The organism is Amycolatopsis sp. M39 (assembly GCF_001651785.1).
Lineage (GTDB): Bacteria > Actinomycetota > Actinomycetes > Mycobacteriales > Pseudonocardiaceae > Amycolatopsis > Amycolatopsis rubida.
Genome location: NZ_LWSF01000002.1, coordinates 727,449 through 747,548 on the forward strand (window position 1 = coordinate 727,449; position 20,100 = coordinate 747,548).

General features: G+C 70.8%; 19 protein-coding genes and 1 pseudogene. 6 read left to right on the plus strand and 14 right to left on the minus strand.

Annotated features, from left to right (window positions below; genetic code table 11):
* The first annotated feature begins 384 nt into the window (after window positions 1-384).
* On the plus strand, window positions 385-726 hold the full coding sequence (locus A4R44_RS08165; RefSeq protein WP_067577813.1) for a hypothetical protein: 342 nt from the start codon (window positions 385-387) through the stop codon (window positions 724-726).
* 1,666 nt (window positions 727-2,392) lie between these two features.
* Window positions 2,393-3,187 (plus strand): hypothetical protein, encoded by a 795-nt coding sequence (locus A4R44_RS08175; protein WP_067577817.1) that lies wholly within the window; start codon window positions 2,393-2,395, stop codon window positions 3,185-3,187.
* A gap of 74 nt (window positions 3,188-3,261) precedes the next feature.
* On the opposite strand, the gene lgt is transcribed toward A4R44_RS08175, so the two are convergent.
* From lgt to A4R44_RS08195, 4 genes are all read right to left on the minus strand, one after another.
* The gene (gene lgt / locus A4R44_RS08180) at window positions 3,262-4,269 is read right to left on the minus strand and encodes a prolipoprotein diacylglyceryl transferase (protein WP_067577819.1); all 1,008 of its coding nucleotides are present in this window, start codon (window positions 4,267-4,269) and stop codon (window positions 3,262-3,264) included.
* A 68-nt stretch (window positions 4,270-4,337) separates the two neighbouring features.
* On the minus strand, window positions 4,338-5,528 hold the full coding sequence (locus A4R44_RS08185; protein WP_067577821.1) for a M20 family metallopeptidase: 1,191 nt from the start codon (window positions 5,526-5,528) through the stop codon (window positions 4,338-4,340).
* Window positions 5,525-6,661, minus strand: a complete 1,137-nt coding sequence (locus tag A4R44_RS08190) for an amidohydrolase family protein (RefSeq protein WP_067577823.1) — start codon at window positions 6,659-6,661, stop codon at window positions 5,525-5,527. Before A4R44_RS08190 ends, A4R44_RS08185 begins: the two co-directional genes overlap by 4 nt.
* Entirely contained in the window at window positions 6,658-8,073 is a 1,416-nt protein-coding gene (locus A4R44_RS08195; RefSeq protein ID WP_067577825.1) for an APC family permease, read from the minus strand. Before A4R44_RS08195 ends, A4R44_RS08190 begins: the two co-directional genes overlap by 4 nt.
* A 171-nt stretch (window positions 8,074-8,244) precedes the next feature.
* On the opposite strand from A4R44_RS08195, the gene A4R44_RS08200 reads away from it, so the two are divergent.
* Window positions 8,245-9,552 carry a glutamine synthetase family protein gene (locus tag A4R44_RS08200; protein ID WP_067578145.1) on the plus strand — a complete coding sequence of 436 codons (1,308 nt, stop codon included), beginning with the start codon at window positions 8,245-8,247 and terminating at the stop codon, window positions 9,550-9,552.
* A gap of 6 nt (window positions 9,553-9,558) precedes the next feature.
* Here A4R44_RS08200 and A4R44_RS08205 read toward each other — a convergent pair whose 3' ends face one another.
* The 7 genes and pseudogenes from A4R44_RS08205 to A4R44_RS08235 form a co-directional block, all read right to left on the minus strand.
* A complete protein-coding gene (locus A4R44_RS08205) occupies window positions 9,559-10,218 on the minus strand; it encodes a peptidoglycan recognition family protein (protein ID WP_067577827.1) in 660 nt (219 codons plus the stop codon).
* Window positions 10,219-10,266: 48 nt separating this feature from the next.
* Entirely contained in the window at window positions 10,267-10,818 is a 552-nt protein-coding gene (locus A4R44_RS08210) for a Uma2 family endonuclease (protein WP_067577828.1), read from the minus strand.
* A gap of 135 nt (window positions 10,819-10,953) precedes the next feature.
* Window positions 10,954-11,745 (minus strand): tryptophan synthase subunit alpha, encoded by a 792-nt coding sequence (trpA, locus tag A4R44_RS08215; protein WP_067577830.1) that lies wholly within the window; start codon window positions 11,743-11,745, stop codon window positions 10,954-10,956.
* Window positions 11,742-12,959 (minus strand): tryptophan synthase subunit beta, encoded by a 1,218-nt coding sequence (gene trpB / locus A4R44_RS08220; RefSeq protein ID WP_093576017.1) that lies wholly within the window; start codon window positions 12,957-12,959, stop codon window positions 11,742-11,744. Before trpB ends, trpA begins: the two co-directional genes overlap by 4 nt.
* Window positions 12,956-13,765: an indole-3-glycerol phosphate synthase TrpC gene (gene trpC, locus A4R44_RS08225; RefSeq protein WP_067577834.1), complete on the minus strand. Its 810-nt coding sequence runs from the start codon at window positions 13,763-13,765 to the stop codon at window positions 12,956-12,958. The genes trpB and trpC overlap by 4 nt, the downstream gene beginning before the upstream one ends.
* A gap of 120 nt (window positions 13,766-13,885) precedes the next feature.
* Window positions 13,886-14,367: pseudogene (locus A4R44_RS08230) on the minus strand (Trp biosynthesis-associated membrane protein).
* A 157-nt stretch (window positions 14,368-14,524) separates the two neighbouring features.
* Window positions 14,525-16,087, minus strand: coding sequence for an anthranilate synthase component I (locus A4R44_RS08235; RefSeq protein ID WP_067577835.1), 1,563 nt, complete (start codon window positions 16,085-16,087; stop codon window positions 14,525-14,527).
* A gap of 96 nt (window positions 16,088-16,183) precedes the next feature.
* Between A4R44_RS08235 and A4R44_RS08240 the strand changes: the two genes are divergently transcribed.
* On the plus strand, window positions 16,184-16,789 hold the full coding sequence (locus A4R44_RS08240; RefSeq protein ID WP_067577837.1) for a TetR family transcriptional regulator: 606 nt from the start codon (window positions 16,184-16,186) through the stop codon (window positions 16,787-16,789).
* Between the two features lie 45 nt (window positions 16,790-16,834).
* On the opposite strand, the gene A4R44_RS08245 is transcribed toward A4R44_RS08240, so the two are convergent.
* From A4R44_RS08245 to hisF, 3 genes are read right to left on the minus strand one after another with little or no spacing between them, the layout of a single operon-like run.
* Window positions 16,835-17,194, minus strand: coding sequence for a DUF1304 domain-containing protein (locus A4R44_RS08245; RefSeq protein WP_067577839.1), 360 nt, complete (start codon window positions 17,192-17,194; stop codon window positions 16,835-16,837).
* Window positions 17,194-17,550 (minus strand): phosphoribosyl-AMP cyclohydrolase, encoded by a 357-nt coding sequence (hisI, locus tag A4R44_RS08250; protein WP_067577841.1) that lies wholly within the window; start codon window positions 17,548-17,550, stop codon window positions 17,194-17,196. The genes A4R44_RS08245 and hisI overlap by 1 nt, the downstream gene beginning before the upstream one ends.
* On the minus strand, window positions 17,547-18,320 hold the full coding sequence (hisF, locus tag A4R44_RS08255; protein WP_067577843.1) for an imidazole glycerol phosphate synthase subunit HisF: 774 nt from the start codon (window positions 18,318-18,320) through the stop codon (window positions 17,547-17,549). The genes hisI and hisF overlap by 4 nt, the downstream gene beginning before the upstream one ends.
* A 97-nt stretch (window positions 18,321-18,417) precedes the next feature.
* Between hisF and A4R44_RS08260 the strand changes: the two genes are divergently transcribed.
* Window positions 18,418-18,933, plus strand: a complete 516-nt coding sequence (locus tag A4R44_RS08260) for a SigE family RNA polymerase sigma factor (protein WP_037809651.1) — start codon at window positions 18,418-18,420, stop codon at window positions 18,931-18,933.
* Window positions 18,930-19,898, plus strand: coding sequence for a hypothetical protein (locus A4R44_RS08265; RefSeq protein ID WP_067577845.1), 969 nt, complete (start codon window positions 18,930-18,932; stop codon window positions 19,896-19,898). Before A4R44_RS08260 ends, A4R44_RS08265 begins: the two co-directional genes overlap by 4 nt.
* Window positions 19,899-20,100: the final 202 nt, after the last annotated feature.

Genomic DNA, 20,100 nt, shown 5'->3' on the forward strand with positions numbered 1-20,100 from the left:
CTTCGTCGTTTCGTGCGGTGGCCGGCGAACCGGCCGCGGGGAGCGCACGGGACGACGATGGCCCGCTTGTTAGCGCGACTTTAACACCTGGGAAACACCCCAGCAGCGCCTCGGAGCTCCCCGGACGGGGAAGAACGGTAACGATCCGGCAGCGCGGAACGACATAGTTCCGGATGGGTCCTGAGATGCTTCGGTCCGCGAAGCATAAGCCCCGGAGCCGCCGCACGCACCCGGCACGTGACGAAGTCGATGCGCCCGCTTCGTCCCCTTCGCCCGATCCTCCCAGGAAATCGCACGAATTTCCGGGAACCGCCCACACTCGGTGATCGTCGGTTGCCATAGTGTTCGGCAACCGAATAGCTCACGGGGAGGGCGGTTTCTTTCATGTCCGGCATAGAAGTCGACGTCGAGACGATGAACCAGTACGCCGAGGTGCTCGACAGCCTCCACGAGAAGATCAGCAAGATCAACGACTACATGCGCTCCACCGCGTGCGACACGTCCGGGTTCACCGGCCTGTTCGTGGTGCTGCAGCCGGTGGTGCAGCTGGTCGCGAACCTCTACGGCGGAACGCTCGACTTCGGCCACTCGCGGCTGACCTCGCTGTCTGACGGGGTCAAGCAGGCGGCGCAGGCCTACGCGCACCACGACGCCAATTCCGCGCAGCTGCTCCAGCAGTTCATCGACCAGTTCGACGGCGTCGACTCCGGTCGCGGCGCGGCCTGATGCGCATCCACACCACACAGTTCTGACTAGGGGGAACAGACATGGCACGGCACGGCGGAGGGCATGGCGGCAGCCACCACTCCGGGGGTACGGGGACGACGCATCCGCCGTCCCGTTCCGGGGGCGCCCCACCGCACCCCGGCACCCAGCCGCATCCGGGAAACCAGCCGCATCCCGGCAACCAGCCGCCTCCGGGCGGCCAGCAGCCCGGCCATCCGGGCGGAAACCAGCATCCCGGCACCGGCCCGGACGGACGCAGTCCGTCCGGCGGGGACGACCGGACGCATCCGAGCGGCACCGGGGGAAACTCCGGCGACGACAACGGCAACAGCCGGGATGGCCGCGACGGCCGGGATGGTCGAGACGGCCGGGATGGCCGCGACGGCCAGGACGGCGGCGAAGAAGGCGGCGACGGCCGGGGCCGCGACCGCGGCGAAGACGGGGGCGGCGAAGGCGGCTCCGGCAGCGAGGGNNNNGCGGCGAAGGCGGCGGCAACGGCGGAGAGGGCGGCACCGGGGGTTCGGGCGGCGAGCCCGGCGGAGTTCCCGGCGGCACCGGCGACTTCGACCGGGGCGACTCGATCGTCGAATTGCTGCAGCCGCCGGAAGACACCTCCGGCGAGGACGTCCAGGCGCTGGTGAAGGACGCGGGCGTCGAGGTGATGGCCGTCGAGTGGGTGTACCAGAAGTTCACCGGCACCACGCTCACCCAGCAGTTCATCGAACCGCTCACCGGCGACTTCTCGAAGATGTCGGCCGACGCCGAGGCGTGGCGCAACATCTCCGAGGCGATGAAGGCGTTCTCCGAGGTGATGGTCGCCAACGAGAAGACCGTCAGCGATTCCTGGCACGGCATGGCTTCCTTGGAGCACAAGGCCTACGTGCAGGCCGGGTGGCGGGCCGGGCTCGCCGCCGAGGCCGGGATCGCGTCGTTGATCGCCAAGGGCTTCGACCTGCTGTCGGACACGTCGAAGAAGCTCGCGGCCAAGGCGCTCGACCTGCTGAAAAGCCTGATCGACCGGCTGCTCGTGATGGCCGCCGAGGCGTGCGTCCCGATCGCGGGCTGGGTCGCCGACGCGATCACCGCGCTGTCCGAGCTGATCCCGCTGATCAACGCGCTGATCTCGATCATCGAGATGATCCAGGACATCATCACGAAGGTCCAGGACATCTGGACCTCGATCAAGGACATCGGGTCGCAGCTGCAGAAGATCAAGGACGTCGGCAGCATCGGCGATCTCGCCGACATCGCGAAGAACATCGGCGGCGACGTCGGCGACATCAAGGACAACGCCAAGGACATCGGCCAGGACGCCAAGGACGCCGTGCAAGCAGGCAAGGACGGCGTCCACGAGTCGCGCGAGGCGCACGCGGAAAACCGGCGCTCGCGCGAGGGCGGCGACGACGAAGGCGACCNCCGCGCTTCCGGGGACGAAGGCGACCGTTCGCAGGGTTCCGGCGAGCGCGGGCAGAACCAGCGGTCCGAACCGGACGGTCGGCAGCACCAGCCCCCGCAGAATCAGCAGCACCACCAGCCGCCGCAGCAACCGAGTCACCCGCCGTCCCAGCCGAACCACCCGCCCGCGAACCATCCGCCGTCCCATCCGCCCCGGCGCTCGGCGAGCGGCCGGATCCACGGCCGCATCGACTAAGGAGGAACTGCCGAGATGTCCCACCCCGTCACCGCGGACGATTCGTGGAAGACGCCCGAGCTGCGGGAGGCCGAGGCCGCGCTCGACCGGACGGTCCGCAAGTCCCAGCAGCTGCTGAAGGACCTGGAGAAGATCAAGCTCCGGCCGCTGCCCAAAACCGACACCCCGGAACGGATCGAGGCGATCAAGCGGGCCGCCTCGCGTCCGGACGCTCCCGCGCAGCTGCGGCTGATCAAGCGGAAGGTCGACGCGGGCGAATACTCCTGGGAGGACGTCGCCGCGGGCCGGGCCTTCGCCGACCCCGAGGTCCGCGCGCTCGCCGACGAAAAGCTCAGCGAGGCCAAGGACATCCTTGAGGAACTGGAGGAAGGCCAGAGCCCCGAGGAGATCCTCGAGGCGCGCACCGGCGGCGCCGGGAACCCGTTGTCGGACACCGGACGCTCGAAGTATCCGGACACGCCGGACAAGCCCGCCGGGTTCTCCGCCGCGGACCCGCTGGCGGGCAGCGCCCGGCCGCGGCCCCCGGCCCCGCCCGCACCGGAGCCCGCGGAGTACTCGAACGACAATCCGCTCGCCGACCGGACGCCGCCGCCCCCGGCCCCGGCTCCGGCGAAGGAAGAACCGCCCGCTCCCCCTCGGCATCGCGCCCCGGAACCGGAGCCGGAGGACGATTTCGCCGATCCCCTCGCTGATCGAGGCGGCCTGCCGAAGCGGTCCGGTCCCCAGCCGCCGCCGTCGTCGGGGCGCCGCTCCCGGCGGCAGGGCTCCGGCGATGACGACGACTACTTCGGCGGCTCGTTCCTCAGCTGAGCCCGCAGAGCCTGCCGCACACAAAACGAGGCCCCCGCCCAACCCGGGCGAGGGCCTCGTTTCCGTCGCGATGCTCAGGACTTCTCGGACTTGCCGTTCTCGGCGGAGGAAGATCCGGCGTCCACAGTGTCTTCCGCGGCCTTCTCGGCCTTCTCGTCCGGGGCGTCCGAAGTGGACTCGACCGCGGCGGCCCGCTCGTCTCCCTTGCTGCGCAACGCCTCCGGGGCCTCGCGCGGACCGCGTTTGGCCGCGACGACGAAGTAGGCCATCGCGCCGATGAACAGCAAAATCGAGGTCCACACGTTGACCCGCAGGCCGAGGATGTGGTTGGCGGTGTCGGTGCGCATCAGCTCGATCCAGCAGCGGCCGACGGTGTAGCCCGCGACGTAGAGCGCGAACGCGCGGCCGTGGCCGAGCTTGAACTTGCGGTCCGCCCACACCACGAGCAGCGCGATGAGCAGGTTCCAGATCAGCTCGTACAGGAACGTCGGGTGCACCGGGCTTTCCGGCAGCGGGATGTGCCCGGTCGCGACGCCGCCGAGAGCGTCCGGGGCCCCGGTGGCCGGGTCGAAGCGCTGGTAGACCTCCAGGCCCCACGGCAGGTCGGTGTGCGCGCCGTACAGCTCCTGGTTGAAGTAGTTGCCGAGCCGCCCGATCGCCTGCGCGACGATGATGCCGGGCGCGATCGCGTCGGCCATCGCGGGCAGCGGGATCCCCCGGCGGCGGCAGGCGATCAGCGCGCCGACGGCGCCGAGCGCGACCGCGCCCCAGATGCCGAGCCCGCCGTCCCAGATGGCGAAAGCGTTCCAGGGGTTCTTGCCCTCGGTGAAGTACAGCTCCGGGTCGGTGATGACGTGGTAGAGCCGGCCGCCGACCAGGCCGAACGGCACCGCGAACACCGCGATGTCGAGCACCGTGCCCTTGGTGCCGCCCCGGGCCTCCCAGCGCCGCTCGCCCCACCAGATCGCCACGATGATGCCGGCGATGATGCAGAGCGCGTACGCCCGGATCGGGATCGGGCCCAGGTGCCAGACGCCTTGGTCGGGGCTCGGGATCGTGGCCAGGAATGCTGCGGAGTACACGCGGCCACCGTAGCGCGTCGGACCCCGGTCGTGGTCCCGGTGCCGCGGAACCCTTAGTCAAGACCCGGTCACAGCCCGGTCACGGCCGCCTCCGGATACTCCAGGTCCGAGGCCGCGGCCAGGTATCCGGCGAGCAGCGCGCCGGCGACCTGGCCGACCGCGGCGTCCTCGGGCAGGAACGTTTCGCCGTGCAGACTGGGCGCGCCCGCGGTCTCGCCGAGGCCGACGAACAGCATCAGGCCGCGGACGCCGTCGCCGCAGTAATGCGCGAAATCGTCCGCGCCGAAGGACCGGAAATCCACGTCCGCGTCGGCGCCGCCGCGTTCGAGCCAGACCCTCGCGGCAGCCGCCAGCGCCGGGTCGTTGACCAGGACGGGTTCGCACGGGCTGATCCGGAGGTCGGCGGTGCAGCCGTAGGCGCGCGCAGTTGCGTGCACGACCTCGTCGAGAGCCTCCAGCGCACGTTCGCGGTCGCTCGCGCGCATCAGCCGCAGCGAGCCGAACGCGGACGCCGTGTTCGGCACGACGTTCGCCGCCGTGCCCGCGCTGAGCCTGCCGATCGTGCAGACCGCGCCGTGCATCGGGTCGATCCGGCGGCTCGCGATCTGCTGCAGGCTCACCACGAGCTGGCTGAGCGCCAGCACTGGGTCGCGCAGGAGATGCGGGTATCCGGCGTGCCCGCCTTGGCCGTGCAGCACGACCTCGAACTCGTCGGTCGACGCGTTCACCGGCCCGGGCGCGGCCGAAACGACGCCGTACGGCAGCCGCGGCTGGACGTGCGCACCGATCACCGTGTCGATGCCGCGCTCCTCCAGAATGCCCGATTCGACCAGGTCAAGCGCCCCGGACGGGGACATTTCCTCGCGCGGCTGCAAGATCGCGTACAGCGGACGCGGGAGTTCGACCCGCCGCGCCGCTCGGCAGACCGCGGTCAAGGCGGCGAGGTGGACGTCGTGGCCGCAGGCATGCATCAGGCCGGTCTTCGCGGCCCATTCGACGCCGGTGCGTTCTGCTACCGGGAGCGCGTCCAGTTCGGCGCGCAAGGCCACGGCTGGGCCCGGGTGCGGTGCGGCGATCTCGATCAGCCGCCCGGTTTTCGCGACCCGTTCGCCCTCGCCTAGCGCGGCGGCCACGATCCGGGCGGTGTCGTCCTCGTCGCCGGAGGCGCGCGGATCGGCGTGAATCCGGTGACGCAGTTCGACCGCGGCGGGCAACTCCTCGGCCAACGCGGCCCGCCAGGCGTCGACCAGGTCGTTCATTTCCGCTCCAGCCGGTAGATCCGGGTCGCGTTCTCGTGACCGGCCAGCCGGGCCAGCCGGATCGCGTCCACTTCGGACAGTGCGTCGGCGGCGAGAGCGGTGCGCAGGAAATCGGACAGTCCTTGCCGGAACAGCGCGGTGCCCAGGTGATACAACTCGGCCAGGCCGAACGCGTCGGTGGAGAACAGCAGTTTTCCGAACGGGGCCAGTTCCAGCGTCTCGGCCAGGATCGCGGGGGCGCGGAAGCCCGCGTTGTGCGTGATGAGACCGACGTCGACGAAGACGTGCGCGAAGACCTGCGCTAGGTAGGCGGCGTTGCGGTGGAACGGATAGTTGTGCAGCAGCAGAATCGGGACGCCCGCGTCCCGAGTCGCGCGCAGCAAACCGGTGAGCCGCAAGGGATCGCAGCGGTGGAGGTCGACGTCGGAGTCTCCGTAGCCGACGTGGAATTGCACCGGCAGCCGCCGGTCGATGCCGGCCCAGATCAGGTGGCGGTGCAGCACCTCCTCGGCCAGCCGGACCGGTTCGCCCGCCTCGATCCGGGACAGCCAGCGTCCGGCGGCGGCTTCGACCTCGGCCGGAGCCGGGCGTTCCCCGGTCAGCTCCAACCCGGCCCGGTACGCGGCGATCGACTTCACGCCCACCGCGGTGGCAGTGCGACGGTCGAGTTCGGCGGCGAAGTCCTCGGCGAAACCGGCGGCGCTGGTGCCGCGGATGACGTCTTCGGCGACCTGTTCCAGCCGGACGATGTCGTGCGCGCGGGCGTCGGCCAGTTCGGCGAGGTCCGTTGTGGCGGTGAGGGATTCGGGCAGGAAACCGCCGTCCAGCAAGTAATCCGTGCTGCCGGTGCCGCGCAGGAACCGCCGGTTGACCTCTCTTGCGCCCAGCGCGGCGCGGCGAGCGAGATAGTCGTCGGCCGGGGCGTGTTTCGGCAGGTCGAGGACCGGAGCGCAGCGTTCGCGCACGGCCAGGCCGATCAGCGAATCGAACAGCGACGTCCCGAGCGGCGACACGGTGTCCGCCTCGGTGAGCATCCGCTCGAACCCGTCGCGGTCGACGTCGCGGGTGCGCAGGCCGTGGCAGTGGTGATCGACCAGCGGCAGGTCCGCGACGAAATCCAGCAGATCGGTCATGCGTCTCCTTCAGCGAGCCTCTCCCCCACCCTACGGGCGAATCCGGGCGCTGAGGCCACCACGGCACCAGCCAGCACCAGCACCCCTCCCGCCACCACCGGGAACCATCGCGCCGGGTTCTCGGCCGGATACGGCACGACGTTGACGTACACGGTGTAGCCGAGCAGGACCAGCGCCCCGATCGGGAACACCAAATGCCACCACGGCACGCGCATCCGCCGCCGTACGAACAACAACAGGATCGCGCCGACGGTGGTGAGCAGGTAGATCACCAGCAGGAGCAAGGTTCCGATGGATCCGGCCCACGAGAAGGTGTCGTCCGCGGTCGCGCCGAAGAACACCGCGCACACCAGGATGATCAGCGCCGCCGCCAGCGCGACCACGGTCACGGCGACGGCGGGGATGCCCTTGGCGGAGATCCGGCCGATGCCGCGGCCGTCGAAGGCGTCGCGGCCGAGGGCGAACAGCAGGCGCGAACCGCCTACGACGCAGGCGAGGCAGCAGCCGAACGCGCTGATCGCGGCGCCCGCGCTGATGACGTCGCCGACCCACGGGCCGGCGAAGCGGCTGCCCAGGTCGCCCAGCAGCGACGGGGAATCGTGGAACGCGGTGGCGTCGCTGCCGAAGGCCATCATTTCGACGGCAGTCACGAGGACGAAGTAGGCACCGCCGAAGATGGCCGTGCCGAGGATCGCGCGCGGGATGTTGCGGCGCGGGTCGCGGGTTTCCTCGCCGAGCGTCGCGGCGGCCTCGAAACCGGCGAACGACAGGAAACCGAACACCGCGCCGAGGAAAATGCCGGAGATTCCGTTGTCCGGCACGAAAACCTGGAGCGTGAACCGGCCGCTGGGAGCGTCGCCCGCGATCAAGCGGACCAGGATGACCACAGTGACCAGCAGGATGAGCGCGATGGTCGCGCCCTCGACGGCAAGCAACGTGCTGGTGCCGCGGCGGGCCGGGGCGACTGCGAGCAGCCAGCTGCCGATCAGCGCGACCGCGGTGAGCACGAACGGGCCCCACGACGGCGGATGCGGCCAGATCCCGACCTGCGTCAGGAACGCCGTGCCCAGCACGCCCGCGGCGGAACTGGTGACCACGGCGTAGAAGGTGTACGTGCCGAGAAGGCCGATCCCGGACACCACGCCCGCGCGCGGGCCGAGGGTGGCGCCGACGAAGGCGTAGACCGATCCGGCGTGCTGGTAGTGCCGGCAGAGCTGGACGAAGCCGTACGCGACCAGCAGCACTCCCGCCGCCGAAAGCAGGAACGCCAGCGGCACCGCGCGTCCGGCGGCCGCGGCTGTTTGCTGTGGATTGATGTTCGCGGCCATGCTGGGTGCCATGAGCGCGACGGACAACCCGACGGCCTGCCAGACTGACAGGGTGCGCCGCAATTCGGGACGGTCTCCGGACACGGATGCGCTCCTTTCCCCGCGGAGTACACAGTGAACATCCGAGGCGGCGCGCACAACCAGCGCCGACTGGCTGAACCTCGCCCGGCAGTGAAGGAGCGCGCCTTGTCGTCCACCCTCACGAAACTCGACCGCGACCGGCTCGCGGAACTCGGCGCTGCCGCTGCGGGCCGGATGGAGCAGGCGGGCGTCGAACTCGTCGCGCTGAGTTTCGTCGACAACTCCGGGATTTCGCGGGTCAAAGCGGTGCCGGTGGCGAAGCTGGCGACCGTCGCGGCTTGGGGCGTCGGTGCGTCCAATTCGTTCGACTTCTTCCTCGCTACCGACAGCATCGCGAACGGGGAGCACTCCCTCGGCCCAGTCGGCGACCTGCGGCTGCACCCTGACCTCGACGCGCTCACCGTCCTCGCCGCACAACCCGGCTGGGCATGGGCCCCGGCGTGGCGCTACGACCAGGACGGACAGTCGCACCCGCAAGACACACGGGCGCTCGCCGCGACCGCCGTGGCCCAGCTCGCCGACCGCGGCCTGACCGCACGGATGGCGTTCGAACTGGAGTGGATCGCGACCGACGCGGACGGCGTCCCGCTGCCCGGACCGGCCTACGGATACTCCCGGTTGAGCGCGAACCACGAGTATCTGCGCGTTCTCGTGTCCGCTTTGGAGCGTTGTGGCGTGGACGTGGAGCAGGTCCACCCGGAATACGCGGCTGGCCAGTTCGAGCTGTCGATCGCGGCGGCGGATCCCTTGCGCGCAGCCGATTTAGCCGTGCTGACCAGGGAAACGGTGCGGACGGTGACCGCTGCGCACGGGTTGCGCGCGTCGTTCACGCCGAAGTTCGAACCCGGCGGAGTCGGCAATGGCGGGCACGTGCACCTGAGTCTTGGGGACGGCGAGCGGAATCTGTGCGCGGGAGGGACCAGAGCGTTCGGGTTGAGCTCGACCGCGGAATCCTTCGGTGCGGGGATTTTCCGCCGGTTGCCCGCGTTGCTGGCGGTGGGCGCACCGTCGGTGGTCAGCTATCTGCGGCTGGAACCGCGCCATTGGGCAGGCGTGTTCACCGCGTGGGGACTGGAAAACCGCGAAGCACCGCTGCGCCTGATCCGCGGCGCGGCCGGACAGCGCGACACGGCGGCGAACCTGGAGGTGAAGTGCTTCGACCTCACCGCGAACCCGTATCTGGTGGTGGCGGGCCTGCTTTTCGCCGGGCAGGCGGGCATGGACGCCGAGGCGCGCCTGCCGGAACCGGTCAGCGTGGATCCTGGCTCGCTCTCCCCTGCGGACGCCGCCGCTGCCGGAGTCGCCCGGTTGCCGGAGTCGTTGTCGGACGCGGTCGACGCGTTCGAGGCCGACGAGGTGCTGCGGACGGCGTTCGGGCCCCAGCTGGCCACCACGTTGACAGACTTGCGCCGCGCCGAGGTGGCCGAACTGGGATCGCTGGAGCCCGCGGAGTTGTGCCGGGCACTGCGTTTCCTGCACTGAACCCGTTCACTGGAGCAAGGCCGCCACCCGGGACTGCAATTCCGGCAGCATCGCGTACAGCTTGTCGCCCGGGCAGTCGGTGTTGTAGAAGTCGCGGTGTCCCTTGATTTCCTTCACCGGGATGCCGTACTGGCGGCACACGTACGCCACGAACACCACCAGCGAATCGAACTGCGCCTTCGGCGGGGCGACCTGCATGTAGGTGCCCTCGTTCTCGATGCCGATCGCATTGTCGTTCTGGCCGGGGCAATGCGCCGCGCGGACGATCTTCTTGCCGCTGCGCAACGCGTCCAGGCTGCCGTGGCGGCCTTCGAGGCGGTAGCCGCCGCGGGAGACCGTGAAGTGCTGGCCGGTGTCGGACCAGCCGTTGTTGTCGATGTGGTCGGCCTGGTCGTCGCGCGCGACCTGAAACGCGTGTTCGAGCGAGTAGTCGGTGCTGTTCGGGCAGTCGATGTGGTGGATGAGCACGCGATCGGCGGGGTGGTCGAGCGTGGTGAGCGGATCCGCGGGCGGGCGCGCACCCCATTCGGCACAGCTGTAGATGCGCGGCGCGTCGGCGGCGTCCGCGAGACCAGGCAGCACAAGGCCCGCCGCCGCGGCAGCGCTCACGCCGGCCACCCCGCGCAGGAACGTCCTCCGGGGAACTTGTCCGATGTCGAAAGCCATGCGCCGCACTGTGCGCGGAGGGCGTACACGATGCGTACAACTGGCCGCTCAGGCGCGCAGATCCAGCTCCGCGGGGACCGGTTCGGCCAGGGTGAGTACACCGCCTTCGCTCTTCGCGTGCGGCAGGTAGTCGCCGTCGGCAAGCGCGTACAGGGTGGCGGCTTCCTGCTCCGGGTCGACGAGCAGGTAGTACGGGATGAGCGCTTCGGCGTAGAGGGCTTTCTCGAAGATCCGGTCCTGCACCCTGGTGGACGCCGATTCGATCTCCGCGGCCAGCAGCACCTCGGACGCCGGATACCAGGTCGTGGCCACGTCCGGGCAGGTGACGATCACGAAGTCCGGGCTCAACAACCGGCTTTCACCGCAGCGAACATTGACTCCCGGAAGCAGTTCAAGATCGTCCGGCAGCTCGGGCGCCATTGCCCGTTGGAGCCGTTGCAGCAACCGCTGGTGCGACGAGGTCGGGGCCGGGCTCATGAGGAGTGCCCCGTCGACCGCTTCGATCCGGGTGCCGAGAAGCTGCTCTTCCGGCAGAGCAAGCACTTCCGACAGCCACGGGGCCGAGGATCGGCCGGTGTCGTGCTCAGCAGGTGCTGACATGAGAAGTCACCTCCACCCGCGCTTGATCTCTCTTGCCAAGTCCAGTCTGCCAGAGCCGTCGCACTCCCCCTCGGTTCTTCTGCATACCGAGAGAGTACGAACGACCACCGACAGTTTCCGACCGTCGACCCGAGATCAGGCTGGAGCGACCGCCTCGCGCACGCCCTTCGCCAGCTCAGAAGCCAGCTTCGCCACGCCATCGGGACCGTCCGCCGCGGCCGTGACCAGCGCGGATCCGACGATCACCGCGTCCGCGAACCCGGCCACCTGCGCGGCCTGCTCCCGCGACCGGACCCCGAGGCCCACGCCGATCGGCAGCTCCGTGTGCTCGCGAGTCCGCCGCACCAGGTCTTCCGCGTGCACCCCCACCGCGTCGCGGGCACCGGTCACGCCCATCACCGCGGTCGCGTACACGAAGCCCGACGAGGCCGCCGTGGTCTTCGCCAGGCGTTCCGACGACGATGACGGCGCGACCAGGAAAATCCGGTCCAAGCCGTGCTCCGCGGACGCGGCCGTCCACTCGCCGGCCTCGTCCGGGATCAGATCCGGCGTGATCAAGCCCAGGCCACCCGCTGAGGCCAGGTCGCGCGCGAACGCGTCCACCCCGTAGCGGTGCACCGGGTTCCAGTACGTCATCACCACCGCGCGACCGCCGCGCGCGGACACCGATTCCACGACCTCGAACAGCTGCTTCAGCCGGAACCCGCTGGCCAGCGCCGCTTCCGCGGCCGCCTGGATGGTGGGGCCGTCCATCACCGGGTCGGAGTACGGGACGCCGACCTCGACCAGGTCCGCTCCGCCGTCGATCGTCGCGGCGAGCAGGTCCTTCGAACCGGCCACGGACGGGAATCCGGCGGGCAGGTAGCCGACCAGCGCGGCCCGGTGTTCCGCCCGCGTCGCCGCGAACAGCTCGTCGAGGCCGCTCACTTGCCCTCCCCGTCCACGAGCCCGAACCACTGGGCCGCGGTGTCCATGTCCTTGTCGCCCCGGCCCGACAGGTTGACCACGATCAGCCCGTCCGGGCCCAGCTCGCGGCCCAGTTCCAGGGCACCGGCGAGCGCGTGCGCCGATTCGATCGCCGGGATGATGCCCTCGGTGCGCGACAGCAGCCGGAAGGCGTCCATCGCGGCCGCGTCGGTGACCGGGCGGTATTCGGCACGGCCGGAGTCCTTGAGCCACGCGTGTTCCGGGCCGACGCCCGGATAGTCGAGCCCGGCGGAGATCGAATGCGATTCGACCGTCTGGCCGTCCTCGTCCTGCAGCAGGTACGACATCGCGCCGTGCAGGTTGCCCGGACTGCCCTTGGTGAGCGTCGCGCCGTGCCGGTTGCCCTCGATGCCCTCGCCGCCCGGCTCCAGGCCGACCAGCCGCACCGACGGGTCGTCGTAGAACCCGGAGAAAATGCCGATGGCGTTGGACCCGCCGCCGACGCACGCCGCGACGACGTCCGGCAGCCGACCGGCCTTCTCCAGGATCTGCGCCCGCGCCTCCTCGCCGATGACGTGGTGGAAGTTGCGCACCATCATCGGGAACGGGGACGGGCCGGCGGCGGTGCCGAAGAGGTAGTGCGTGTCCTCGGCGTTGGCGACCCAGTCGCGCAGCGCCTCGTTGATCGCGTCCTTCAGCGTGCGCGACCCGGTTTTCACCGGCACTACCTCGGCGCCGAGCAGCTTCATCCGCGCCACGTTCAGCGACTGCCGCTCGGTGTCGACCTCGCCCATGTACACGACGCAGTCCAGGCCGAGCAGCGCGCACGCGGTGGCGGTGGCGACGCCGTGCTGGCCCGCGCCGGTCTCCGCGATGACGCGCTTCTTGCCCATCCGCACGGTGAGCAGCGCCTGGCCCAGCACGTTGTTGATCTTGTGCGAACCGGTGTGGTTGAGGTCCTCGCGCTTGAGGAACACCCGGGCGCCGCCGGCCTGCTCGCCGAACCGCTTGGCCTCGGTCAGCAGCGACGGGCGGCCCGCGTACTCGGTGAGCAGCCGGTTCAGCTCGCCGGTGAACGCGGGGTCGTGGCGGGCCTTCTCGTACTCCGCCGCGACCTCGTCGACCACGCCGATCAGCGCTTCCGGCATGAACCGGCCGCCGTACGGGCCGTAGTAGCCGCGTTCGTCCGGGTCGTGCTCGCCGCGTTCGGTCACCGCGAGGGCCTCGGGCAGGCAGGGTGCGAACCGGCGGTGACGAGCTTGACGACCGCGCCCTTCGGGTCGCCCGACGCCACCAGGCCCTCGCCGACGAGCACCGCGTCCGCGCCGTGGCCGGCGTAGGACATCAGGTCGCCCGGGCCGCGGACGCCGGACTCGGCGACCTTGAACACGTCCATCGGCAGGCCGGGCGCGAGGCGGGAGAACACGTCGCGGTCCACTTCGAGGGTGTGCAGGTTGCGCGCGTTGACGCCGATGACCTTCGCGCCCGCTTCGAGCGCGCGGTCGGCCTCTTCGGCGTTGTGGATCTCCACGAGCGCGGTCATGCCGAGCGATTCGACGCGGTCGAGCAGCGCGGCGAGCGCGTTCTGCTCCAGCGCGGCGACGATCAGCAGGACCAGGTCCGCGCCGTGCAGCCGGGCCTCGTGCACCTGGTACGGGCTGACGACGAAGTCCTTGCGCAGCACGGGAATGTCGACCGCGGCGCGCACCGCGTCGAGGTCGGCCAGCGAGCCGCCGAAGCGGCGCTGCTCGGTGAGCACGCTGATCACGCGCGCGCCGGCGTCCTCGTAGTCCCGCGCCAGCGCGGCCGGGTCGGGAATCGCGGCCAGGTCGCCCTTGGACGGGCTGCGCCGCTTCACCTCGGCGATCACGCCGATGCCGGATTCGCGCAGCGCGGACATCACCTCACGCGGCGGGGCGGCCTTGGCCGCCCTGGCCTTCAGTTCGTCGAACGGCAGCGCGGATTCCCGCTGTGCGAGGTCCTCGCGCACGCCGGCGACGATGTCTTCGAGCACGCTCATCGGACGCCCCTACCCGTTGCCGCATTCCTGGGTTGACTCGCAAGCTCGCTCACAAAAACCTTCCCCTTCCCGCCGAAACGATGCTAACCCCCGCTCGATGACCGTCCGGTCCCGGGTTGCTCAGCGACGGGGATCCGGCGGATCGGTCGGGTCCTCCCCCTCCGACAAGGCCTCCCACAGCTCGGTGTCCGGATCCTTCCGCGCCGCTTTGGCGGCTCCCGGCGCGGCGTACCGGGCCCCGAGCTTGCGCGCGGCTCCCGCCCACGTGATCGCTGCCAACCCGCCGAGCGCGACAAGAATTCCGCCGAGCACGGCGATCAGGTGGCCGAGCACGATTTCCGTGCCGGGCAGCCCGGGCGCGAAGCCGCCGAACTCGATCCCGTCCACGCCGTTCCAGACGCCCGCCGCACCGGCGAGCACCAGCACGATCCCGAGCGCCCGGCGCAGCCAGCCGCCGGTCGCGACCGCCCCGGCGACGCCCGCCAGCGCGAGGAGNCGAGGAGCGCGAGCGGCACGAGCGCGGTGGCGCGCTGTTCGCCGGGTTCGGTGTACAGCACGGTGCCGCGCACGCCCTCGTCGCGGAATTCGGCGAACCACACCATCCGGGACGCTCCCCACAGCGCCAGCGCGCCGAGCAGGAGGGCGAGAATGATCGTCCACAGTGGACGCTTCGCTTTCCCGCCGCCCGCGGACCGAGCTTCCGGGCCCGCCGCTTCCGCCCCGGCGCCGCCGCGCCGCGGTTCCGCCTCGCCGGACCGCTCAGACACCGGCCGCGTCCTCGGCCGGATCCAGCTCCCCCGCCGGGATCATCGTGCCCGCCGCGGCGATCGCGGACAGCACGGTGCGGGCCTTGTTGAGCGATTCGGTGTCCTCGTAGTCCGGGACCGAGTCCGCGACCACGCCGCCGCCCGCCTGCACGTAAGCGATCCCGTCGCGCATCAGCGCGGTGCGGATGGCGATCGCCGTGTCCGCGTCGCCGGCGAAGTCCAGGTAGCCGACCACGCCGCCGTACAGCGCGCGGCGCACCGGTTCCAGCTCCTCGATCAGCTGCATCGCCCGGACCTTGGGCGCGCCGGAAAGGGTGCCCGCCGGGAAGCAGGCCGCGACCGCGTCGAACGCCGTGGCGTCGTCCTTCAGCTCGCCGGTCACCGTGGACACGATGTGCATGACGTGGCTGTAGCGCTCGATCTGGAAGAAGTCGACCACGTGCACGGTGCCCGGCTTGCAGACCTTCCCGAGGTCGTTGCGGCCGAGGTCGACGAGCATCAGGTGCTCGGCGCGTTCCTTCTCGTCCGCGAGCAGGTCCTTGGCCAGCTGCGCGTCCTCCTCCGGATCCGCGCCTCGCCAGCGGGTGCCCGCGATGGGATGCGTGGTGGCGCGGCCGTCGCGGACGGTCACCAGCGATTCCGGGCTGGAGCCGACGATGTCGAAGCCCTCCAGCCGCAGCAGGTACATGTACGGGCTCGGGTTGGAGGTGCGGAGCACGCGGTACACGTCGAGCGCGTCGGCCCCGGTCTCGATCTCGAATCGTTGCGACGGCACGACCTGGAACGCTTCGCCGGCCTTGATCGCCTCGACCGCCTTGTCGACGGCGGCGTGGAAGTCTTCCTTGCTGCGGTGGCGGCGGAACTCGGGCGCGGGCCGGTCGAAGGTCGCGACGGTCGGCGGCGCGGGCACCCGCAGCTGCTCGGTCATCGCGGACAGCCGGGCCAGCGCGTCGTCGTAGGCGGCGTCCACGCGTTCGGCGGAGTCGTCCCAGTTGACCGCGTTGGCGATCAGCGTGACGGTGCCCTCGTGGTGGTCGAACGCGGCGAGATCGGTGGCGAGCAGCATGGTCAGCTCGGGGATGTCGAGGTCCCGTTCGGCCAGCTCGGGCAGCTTTTCCAGCCAGCGCACGGAATCGTAGCCGAGGTAGCCGACCATCCCGCCGGTCAGCGGGGGCAGGCCCGGCAGCGGTTCGGTGTGCAGCGCCTCGACGGTCGCGCGCAGGACCTGCAGCGGGTCGCCCTCGGCCGGCAGGTTGTCCGGCGGGGTGCCGGTCCAGACCGCCTTGCCCTCGCGCACGGTCAGCGCGGCCGGGCTGCGCACGCCGACGAACGACCAGCGCGACCACGATTTCCCGTTCTCGGCCGATTCGAAGAGGAACGTGCCGGGCCGGTCGGCGGCGAGTTTGCGGTAAATCCCGAGCGGGGTCTCGCCGTCTGCGAGGACGCGGCGCACCACGGGGATCACGCGGCGGCTCTCGGCCAGCGCGCGGAACTCGGCGCGGGACGGGCTGACCGGGCCGGGCCCGGCCGTGGACGTGGCTGCTGAGCTGACCATGCGCCTCATTGTGCCGCTACGGCCGCGTCAGCCGGTCAGCGGGCTCTCAATTCAATGACTGTTGAATTCGAGGCGGCGACCGGTCAAGATGGTCCGGTGAGCACCGATGACACTACCGGCCGCCGCCGCGGCCGCCGCCCCGCTGGTCAGGACACCCGCGCGGCGCTGCTCGAAGCGGCCCGCGCGGTGTTCGCCGAGAACGGCTACGAACGCGCGACGGTCCGCTCGATCGCCGCGCGCGCCGGCGTCGACGCGGCCATGGTCAACCACTGGTTCGGCGGCAAGGAAGGCCTGTTCGCGCAAGCGGTGCTGAAGCTGCCGTTCGAACCGGCGGAACTGGTCCCGATCCTGCGCGACGGCCCGGCCGAGGAACTGGGCGTCCGGATCGTGCGCACCTTCCTGACCCGCTGGGACGGCGTCGGCGGCGACACGTTCCAGGCGCTGATCCGCAGCATCGCCAGCCACGAGGCGGCGAGCAGCGTGCTGCGCGAGTTCTTCTCGCAGTTTTTCACCGGACTGCTGAGCGACCTCGGCGGCGATCGCCAGGAGCTGCGGGTGGCGTTGTGCGCTTCGCAGCTGGTGGGGATCGGGTTGATCCGGTACGTGGCGCGGTTCGCGCCGATGGTCTCGGCGGAGGTGGACACGCTGGTCACGGCGGTGGCGCCGACGTTGCAGCGTTACCTCACCGGGAACATCGACTGAGCGACCCTCGTGCGCGGCGATCCCGGTGCGAACCGGGACAGGCGCTCACGAGGCCAGCAGGAAGACCAGCGCCAGCGCACCAGGCAGCACCTGCACGACCAGGATCCGCCTCGACGCAGTCGCGGCGCCGTACAAACCGGCCACGATCACGCAGGCCAGCCCGTACAGCTTCAGCTGAAAACCCGCCGGGTCGGCCGCGATCAGGCCCCAGATCAGCGCGAGGGCGAGAAACCCGTTGTACAGCCCCTGGTTCGCCGCGAGCGTCTTGCTCTCGCGGGCGAATTCCTCGGTGGTCCCGAACGCCGCCCGCGCCCGTGGCGTAGTCCACAGGGCCATCTCCAGCACCACGATGTACAGGTGGATCAGGGCGACCAGCCCGATCAGCACGTTCGCGACGACGGTCATCACGCGTCCTCGTCGGCGAGCAGCAGCCGTTCGTCGGTGTCGAAGCAGGTGCGCTCCCCGGTGTGGCACGCCGGACCGGTCTGGTCCACTCGCAGCAGCACGGTGTCGCCGTCGCAGTCGATGCGGACTTCGCGGACGTGCTGGACGTGCCCCGAGGTCTCGCCCTTCACCCACAGTTCCTGCCTGCTGCGCGACCAATAGGTGCCGCGGCGCGTGGTGAGCGTGGATTCCAGCGCGTCGTCGTTCATCCAGGCCATCATCAGCACGTCGGACGTCGCGTGGTCCACCACGACCGCGGCGATCAGCCCGTCCGCGTTGCGCTTGAGGCGTGCGGAGAGTTCCGGCGAAAGGCTCATCGCACGACCACCCCGCCGGTGCGCAGCGCGCCCTTCACGTCGCCGATCGTCAACTGTCCGAAGTGGAATACGCTCGCCGCGAGCACCGCGTCCGCGCCCGCTTCCACCGCGGGCAGGAAGTGTTCGGTCGCGCCCGCGCCGCCGCTGGCGATCACCGGGACCCGCACCGCCTTGCGGACCAGGTCGATCAGTTCGAGGTCGAAGCCGGTTTTGGTGCCGTCCGCGTCCATCGAGTTGAGCAGGATCTCGCCCACGCCGAGTTCCTCGCCGCGCGCGGCCCACTCCACCGCGTCGATGCCCGTGCCGCGGCGGCCGCCGTGCGTGGTGACCTCGAAGCCGGACGCGGTCGGTTCGCTGCCCTCGGGCACTCGCCGCGCGTCCACGGACAGCACGACGCACTGTGCCCCGAACCGGCGCGACGCCTCGCGCAGCAGCTCCGGGCGCGCGATCGCGGCCGTGTTGATGCTCACTTTGTCCGCGCCGGTGCGCAGCAGCCGGTTGACGTCGTCGGTGGAGCGCACGCCGCCGCCGACGGTCAGCGGGATGAAGACCTGCTCGGCGGTGCGGCGAACCACGTCGAAGGTGGTTTCGCGGTCGCCTGAGGACGCGGTGACGTCGAGGAAGGTCAGCTCGTCGGCGCCTTCGGCGTCGTACCGGCGCGCCAGCTCCACCGGGTCGCCCGCGTCGCGCAGGTCAGCGAAGTTGACGCCTTTCACGACCCGGCCCGCGTCGACGTCGAGACAGGGAATCACCCGAACCGCCACAGCCATGCCGCCAGCCTAGTCGGCCGCTCGGTCAAGCCGGCCGCCACGGCTTCGTCACTAATTTTCGGATCCGAAGCATCACAACCGGCCCCTCGCGCGTCTGATGATCGTGACGACCGGTTTCGACGATTTCGTGGCGGAACGCCTCGACGGGCTGCTGCGCTACGCGACCGTCCTCGCCGACGACCCGCATCTGGCGCAGGACATCGTGCAGGACGTGCTCCTGCGCGCGCAGCAACGCTGGTCGAAGATCGAATCGCCGCCCACCTACGTCCGCCGGATGATCACCAACGAGTACCTGTCGTGGCGCCGCCGCGCCGCCCGCCGCGTGGTCCCGTCGAACCATACGGTGCTCGATGCGCTCGGGCCGCCGACCGCCGATCCCAGCACCGCCTACGACGAACGCGACGAAATGCTCGCCCTGCTGGCCACGCTGCCGCGGAAACAGCGCGCCGCGGTCGTCCTGCGCTACTACGAGAACTACACCGACGCCGAAATCGCCGATTTCCTCCGCTGCGGCGTCTCGACCGTGCGCAGCCAGATCTCGCGCGCGCTGGCGACTCTGCGCGCCGGGATGCCCTCGTTGCCGGCCGCCCTCACCACCGGAGCAGGAGAATGACCCCCTCGAACGAGACCGAGACGCTGGTGCGCGACAGCCTCGAACGGCTCGCCGAGCGGGCGCCGGACGGCAACCAGGTGCTCAATGCGCTCGCGCGGGCCCGGCAACGCCGGCGCCGTCCCCGCCTCGCGCTCGCCGCCGCGGCCGCCGCGGTGATCGCCGTTGCCGCCGGGGTGCCGTTGGTGGTCGACGCGGTCACCGAAGCGCCCGCGCAGCTCACGCCCGCCGCCGGACGGCCGGTGCTCGCGTACACGCCGGGCTGGCTGCCGGACGGCTTCACCGAGCAGTACCGCTCCGGCGGACCCGGGGCCACCGCGCAGGTGCGGCAATGGCAGTCCGGCGCGAGCCGGGTGGAACTCGCGGCGCACTCCACCGCCGATCCGGAATGGGCACAGACCGCACTGCGCATCTCAGCGGTGAGGGACCAGGTCGTGGTGCACGGGCGGGTCGCCATGGTGACCGGCCCGAGCGACACGATCGCCACGCTGACCTGGATGCCGGACAACCGCTATGTGCTGACCGCCAAGGTGGAGGGCGTCCCGGACGCGCGCGAGACAGCCGAGCGAATAGCCGATTCCGTGACCGTCGAACCAGTCCGGGTCCGCGGCGAGGCACGGTTCGGGCCGCTGCCCGCCGGTCTGCACGAAGAAGCCACGACAGTGCGCGGCAGCAGCTCCGACAACGCGACGACGGTGCTCGACGCGAGCGGCCCGAGCGGCAAGGTGCGCGTGACGATCAGCGGCGGTTCCCCGGCGCTCGGCGGATCCGGGCCGGTGCGGGTGCGCGGCCTCCCCGGCGCTTACGTGCCCGCCTCCGGACCGGCCGACGCGCAGGTCACCGTGCGATTGCCGGCCGGGCGCTGGCTGACCGTTTCCGGCCGGTCGCCCCGCGAGCAGCTCGTCGCGGTGGCAGACGGGATCGTGCTCGATCCGGCACCGGAATACGCGTGGTTGGGCACCCGCTGACCACTACCGTGAAGCCCTGCCCGAACTGGGGGAGTCTCAAAGCACGCTTTCGCGAGTGGCGTACACCGTCGGGTTCGGCGCCGTTCTGGCACCTGGTGCGTCGGGGCCGGCTACCTCGCCCAGCTCACCGCGGGCGAGCAGCTGACCTGCCGGTCGCGCGAACTCGTGCCGTGGTCGGGCCTGGGCGTGACGCTGTGGCAGG

Coding starts and splice junctions, on each gene's coding strand:
- A4R44_RS08165 (WP_067577813.1), top strand. CDS start 385: ATGTCCGGCATAGAAGTCGACGTCGAGACGATGAACCAGTACGCCGAG.
- A4R44_RS08175 (WP_067577817.1), top strand. CDS start 2,393: ATGTCCCACCCCGTCACCGCGGACGATTCGTGGAAGACGCCCGAGCTG.
- A4R44_RS08185 (WP_067577821.1), bottom strand. CDS start 5,528: ATGAACGACCTGGTCGACGCCTGGCGGGCCGCGTTGGCCGAGGAGTTG.
- A4R44_RS08190 (WP_067577823.1), bottom strand. CDS start 6,661: ATGACCGATCTGCTGGATTTCGTCGCGGACCTGCCGCTGGTCGATCAC.
- A4R44_RS08200 (WP_067578145.1), top strand. CDS start 8,245: ATGGAGCAGGCGGGCGTCGAACTCGTCGCGCTGAGTTTCGTCGACAAC.
- A4R44_RS08205 (WP_067577827.1), bottom strand. CDS start 10,218: ATGGCTTTCGACATCGGACAAGTTCCCCGGAGGACGTTCCTGCGCGGG.
- A4R44_RS08210 (WP_067577828.1), bottom strand. CDS start 10,818: ATGTCAGCACCTGCTGAGCACGACACCGGCCGATCCTCGGCCCCGTGG.
- trpC (WP_067577834.1), bottom strand. CDS start 13,765: ATGAGCGTGCTCGAAGACATCGTCGCCGGCGTGCGCGAGGACCTCGCA.
- A4R44_RS08235 (WP_067577835.1), bottom strand. CDS start 16,087: ATGGTCAGCTCAGCAGCCACGTCCACGGCCGGGCCCGGCCCGGTCAGC.
- A4R44_RS08245 (WP_067577839.1), bottom strand. CDS start 17,194: ATGACCGTCGTCGCGAACGTGCTGATCGGGCTGGTCGCCCTGATCCAC.
- hisI (WP_067577841.1), bottom strand. CDS start 17,550: ATGAGCCTTTCGCCGGAACTCTCCGCACGCCTCAAGCGCAACGCGGAC.
- hisF (WP_067577843.1), bottom strand. CDS start 18,320: ATGGCTGTGGCGGTTCGGGTGATTCCCTGTCTCGACGTCGACGCGGGC.
- A4R44_RS08260 (WP_037809651.1), top strand. CDS start 18,418: ATGATCGTGACGACCGGTTTCGACGATTTCGTGGCGGAACGCCTCGAC.
- A4R44_RS08265 (WP_067577845.1), top strand. CDS start 18,930: ATGACCCCCTCGAACGAGACCGAGACGCTGGTGCGCGACAGCCTCGAA.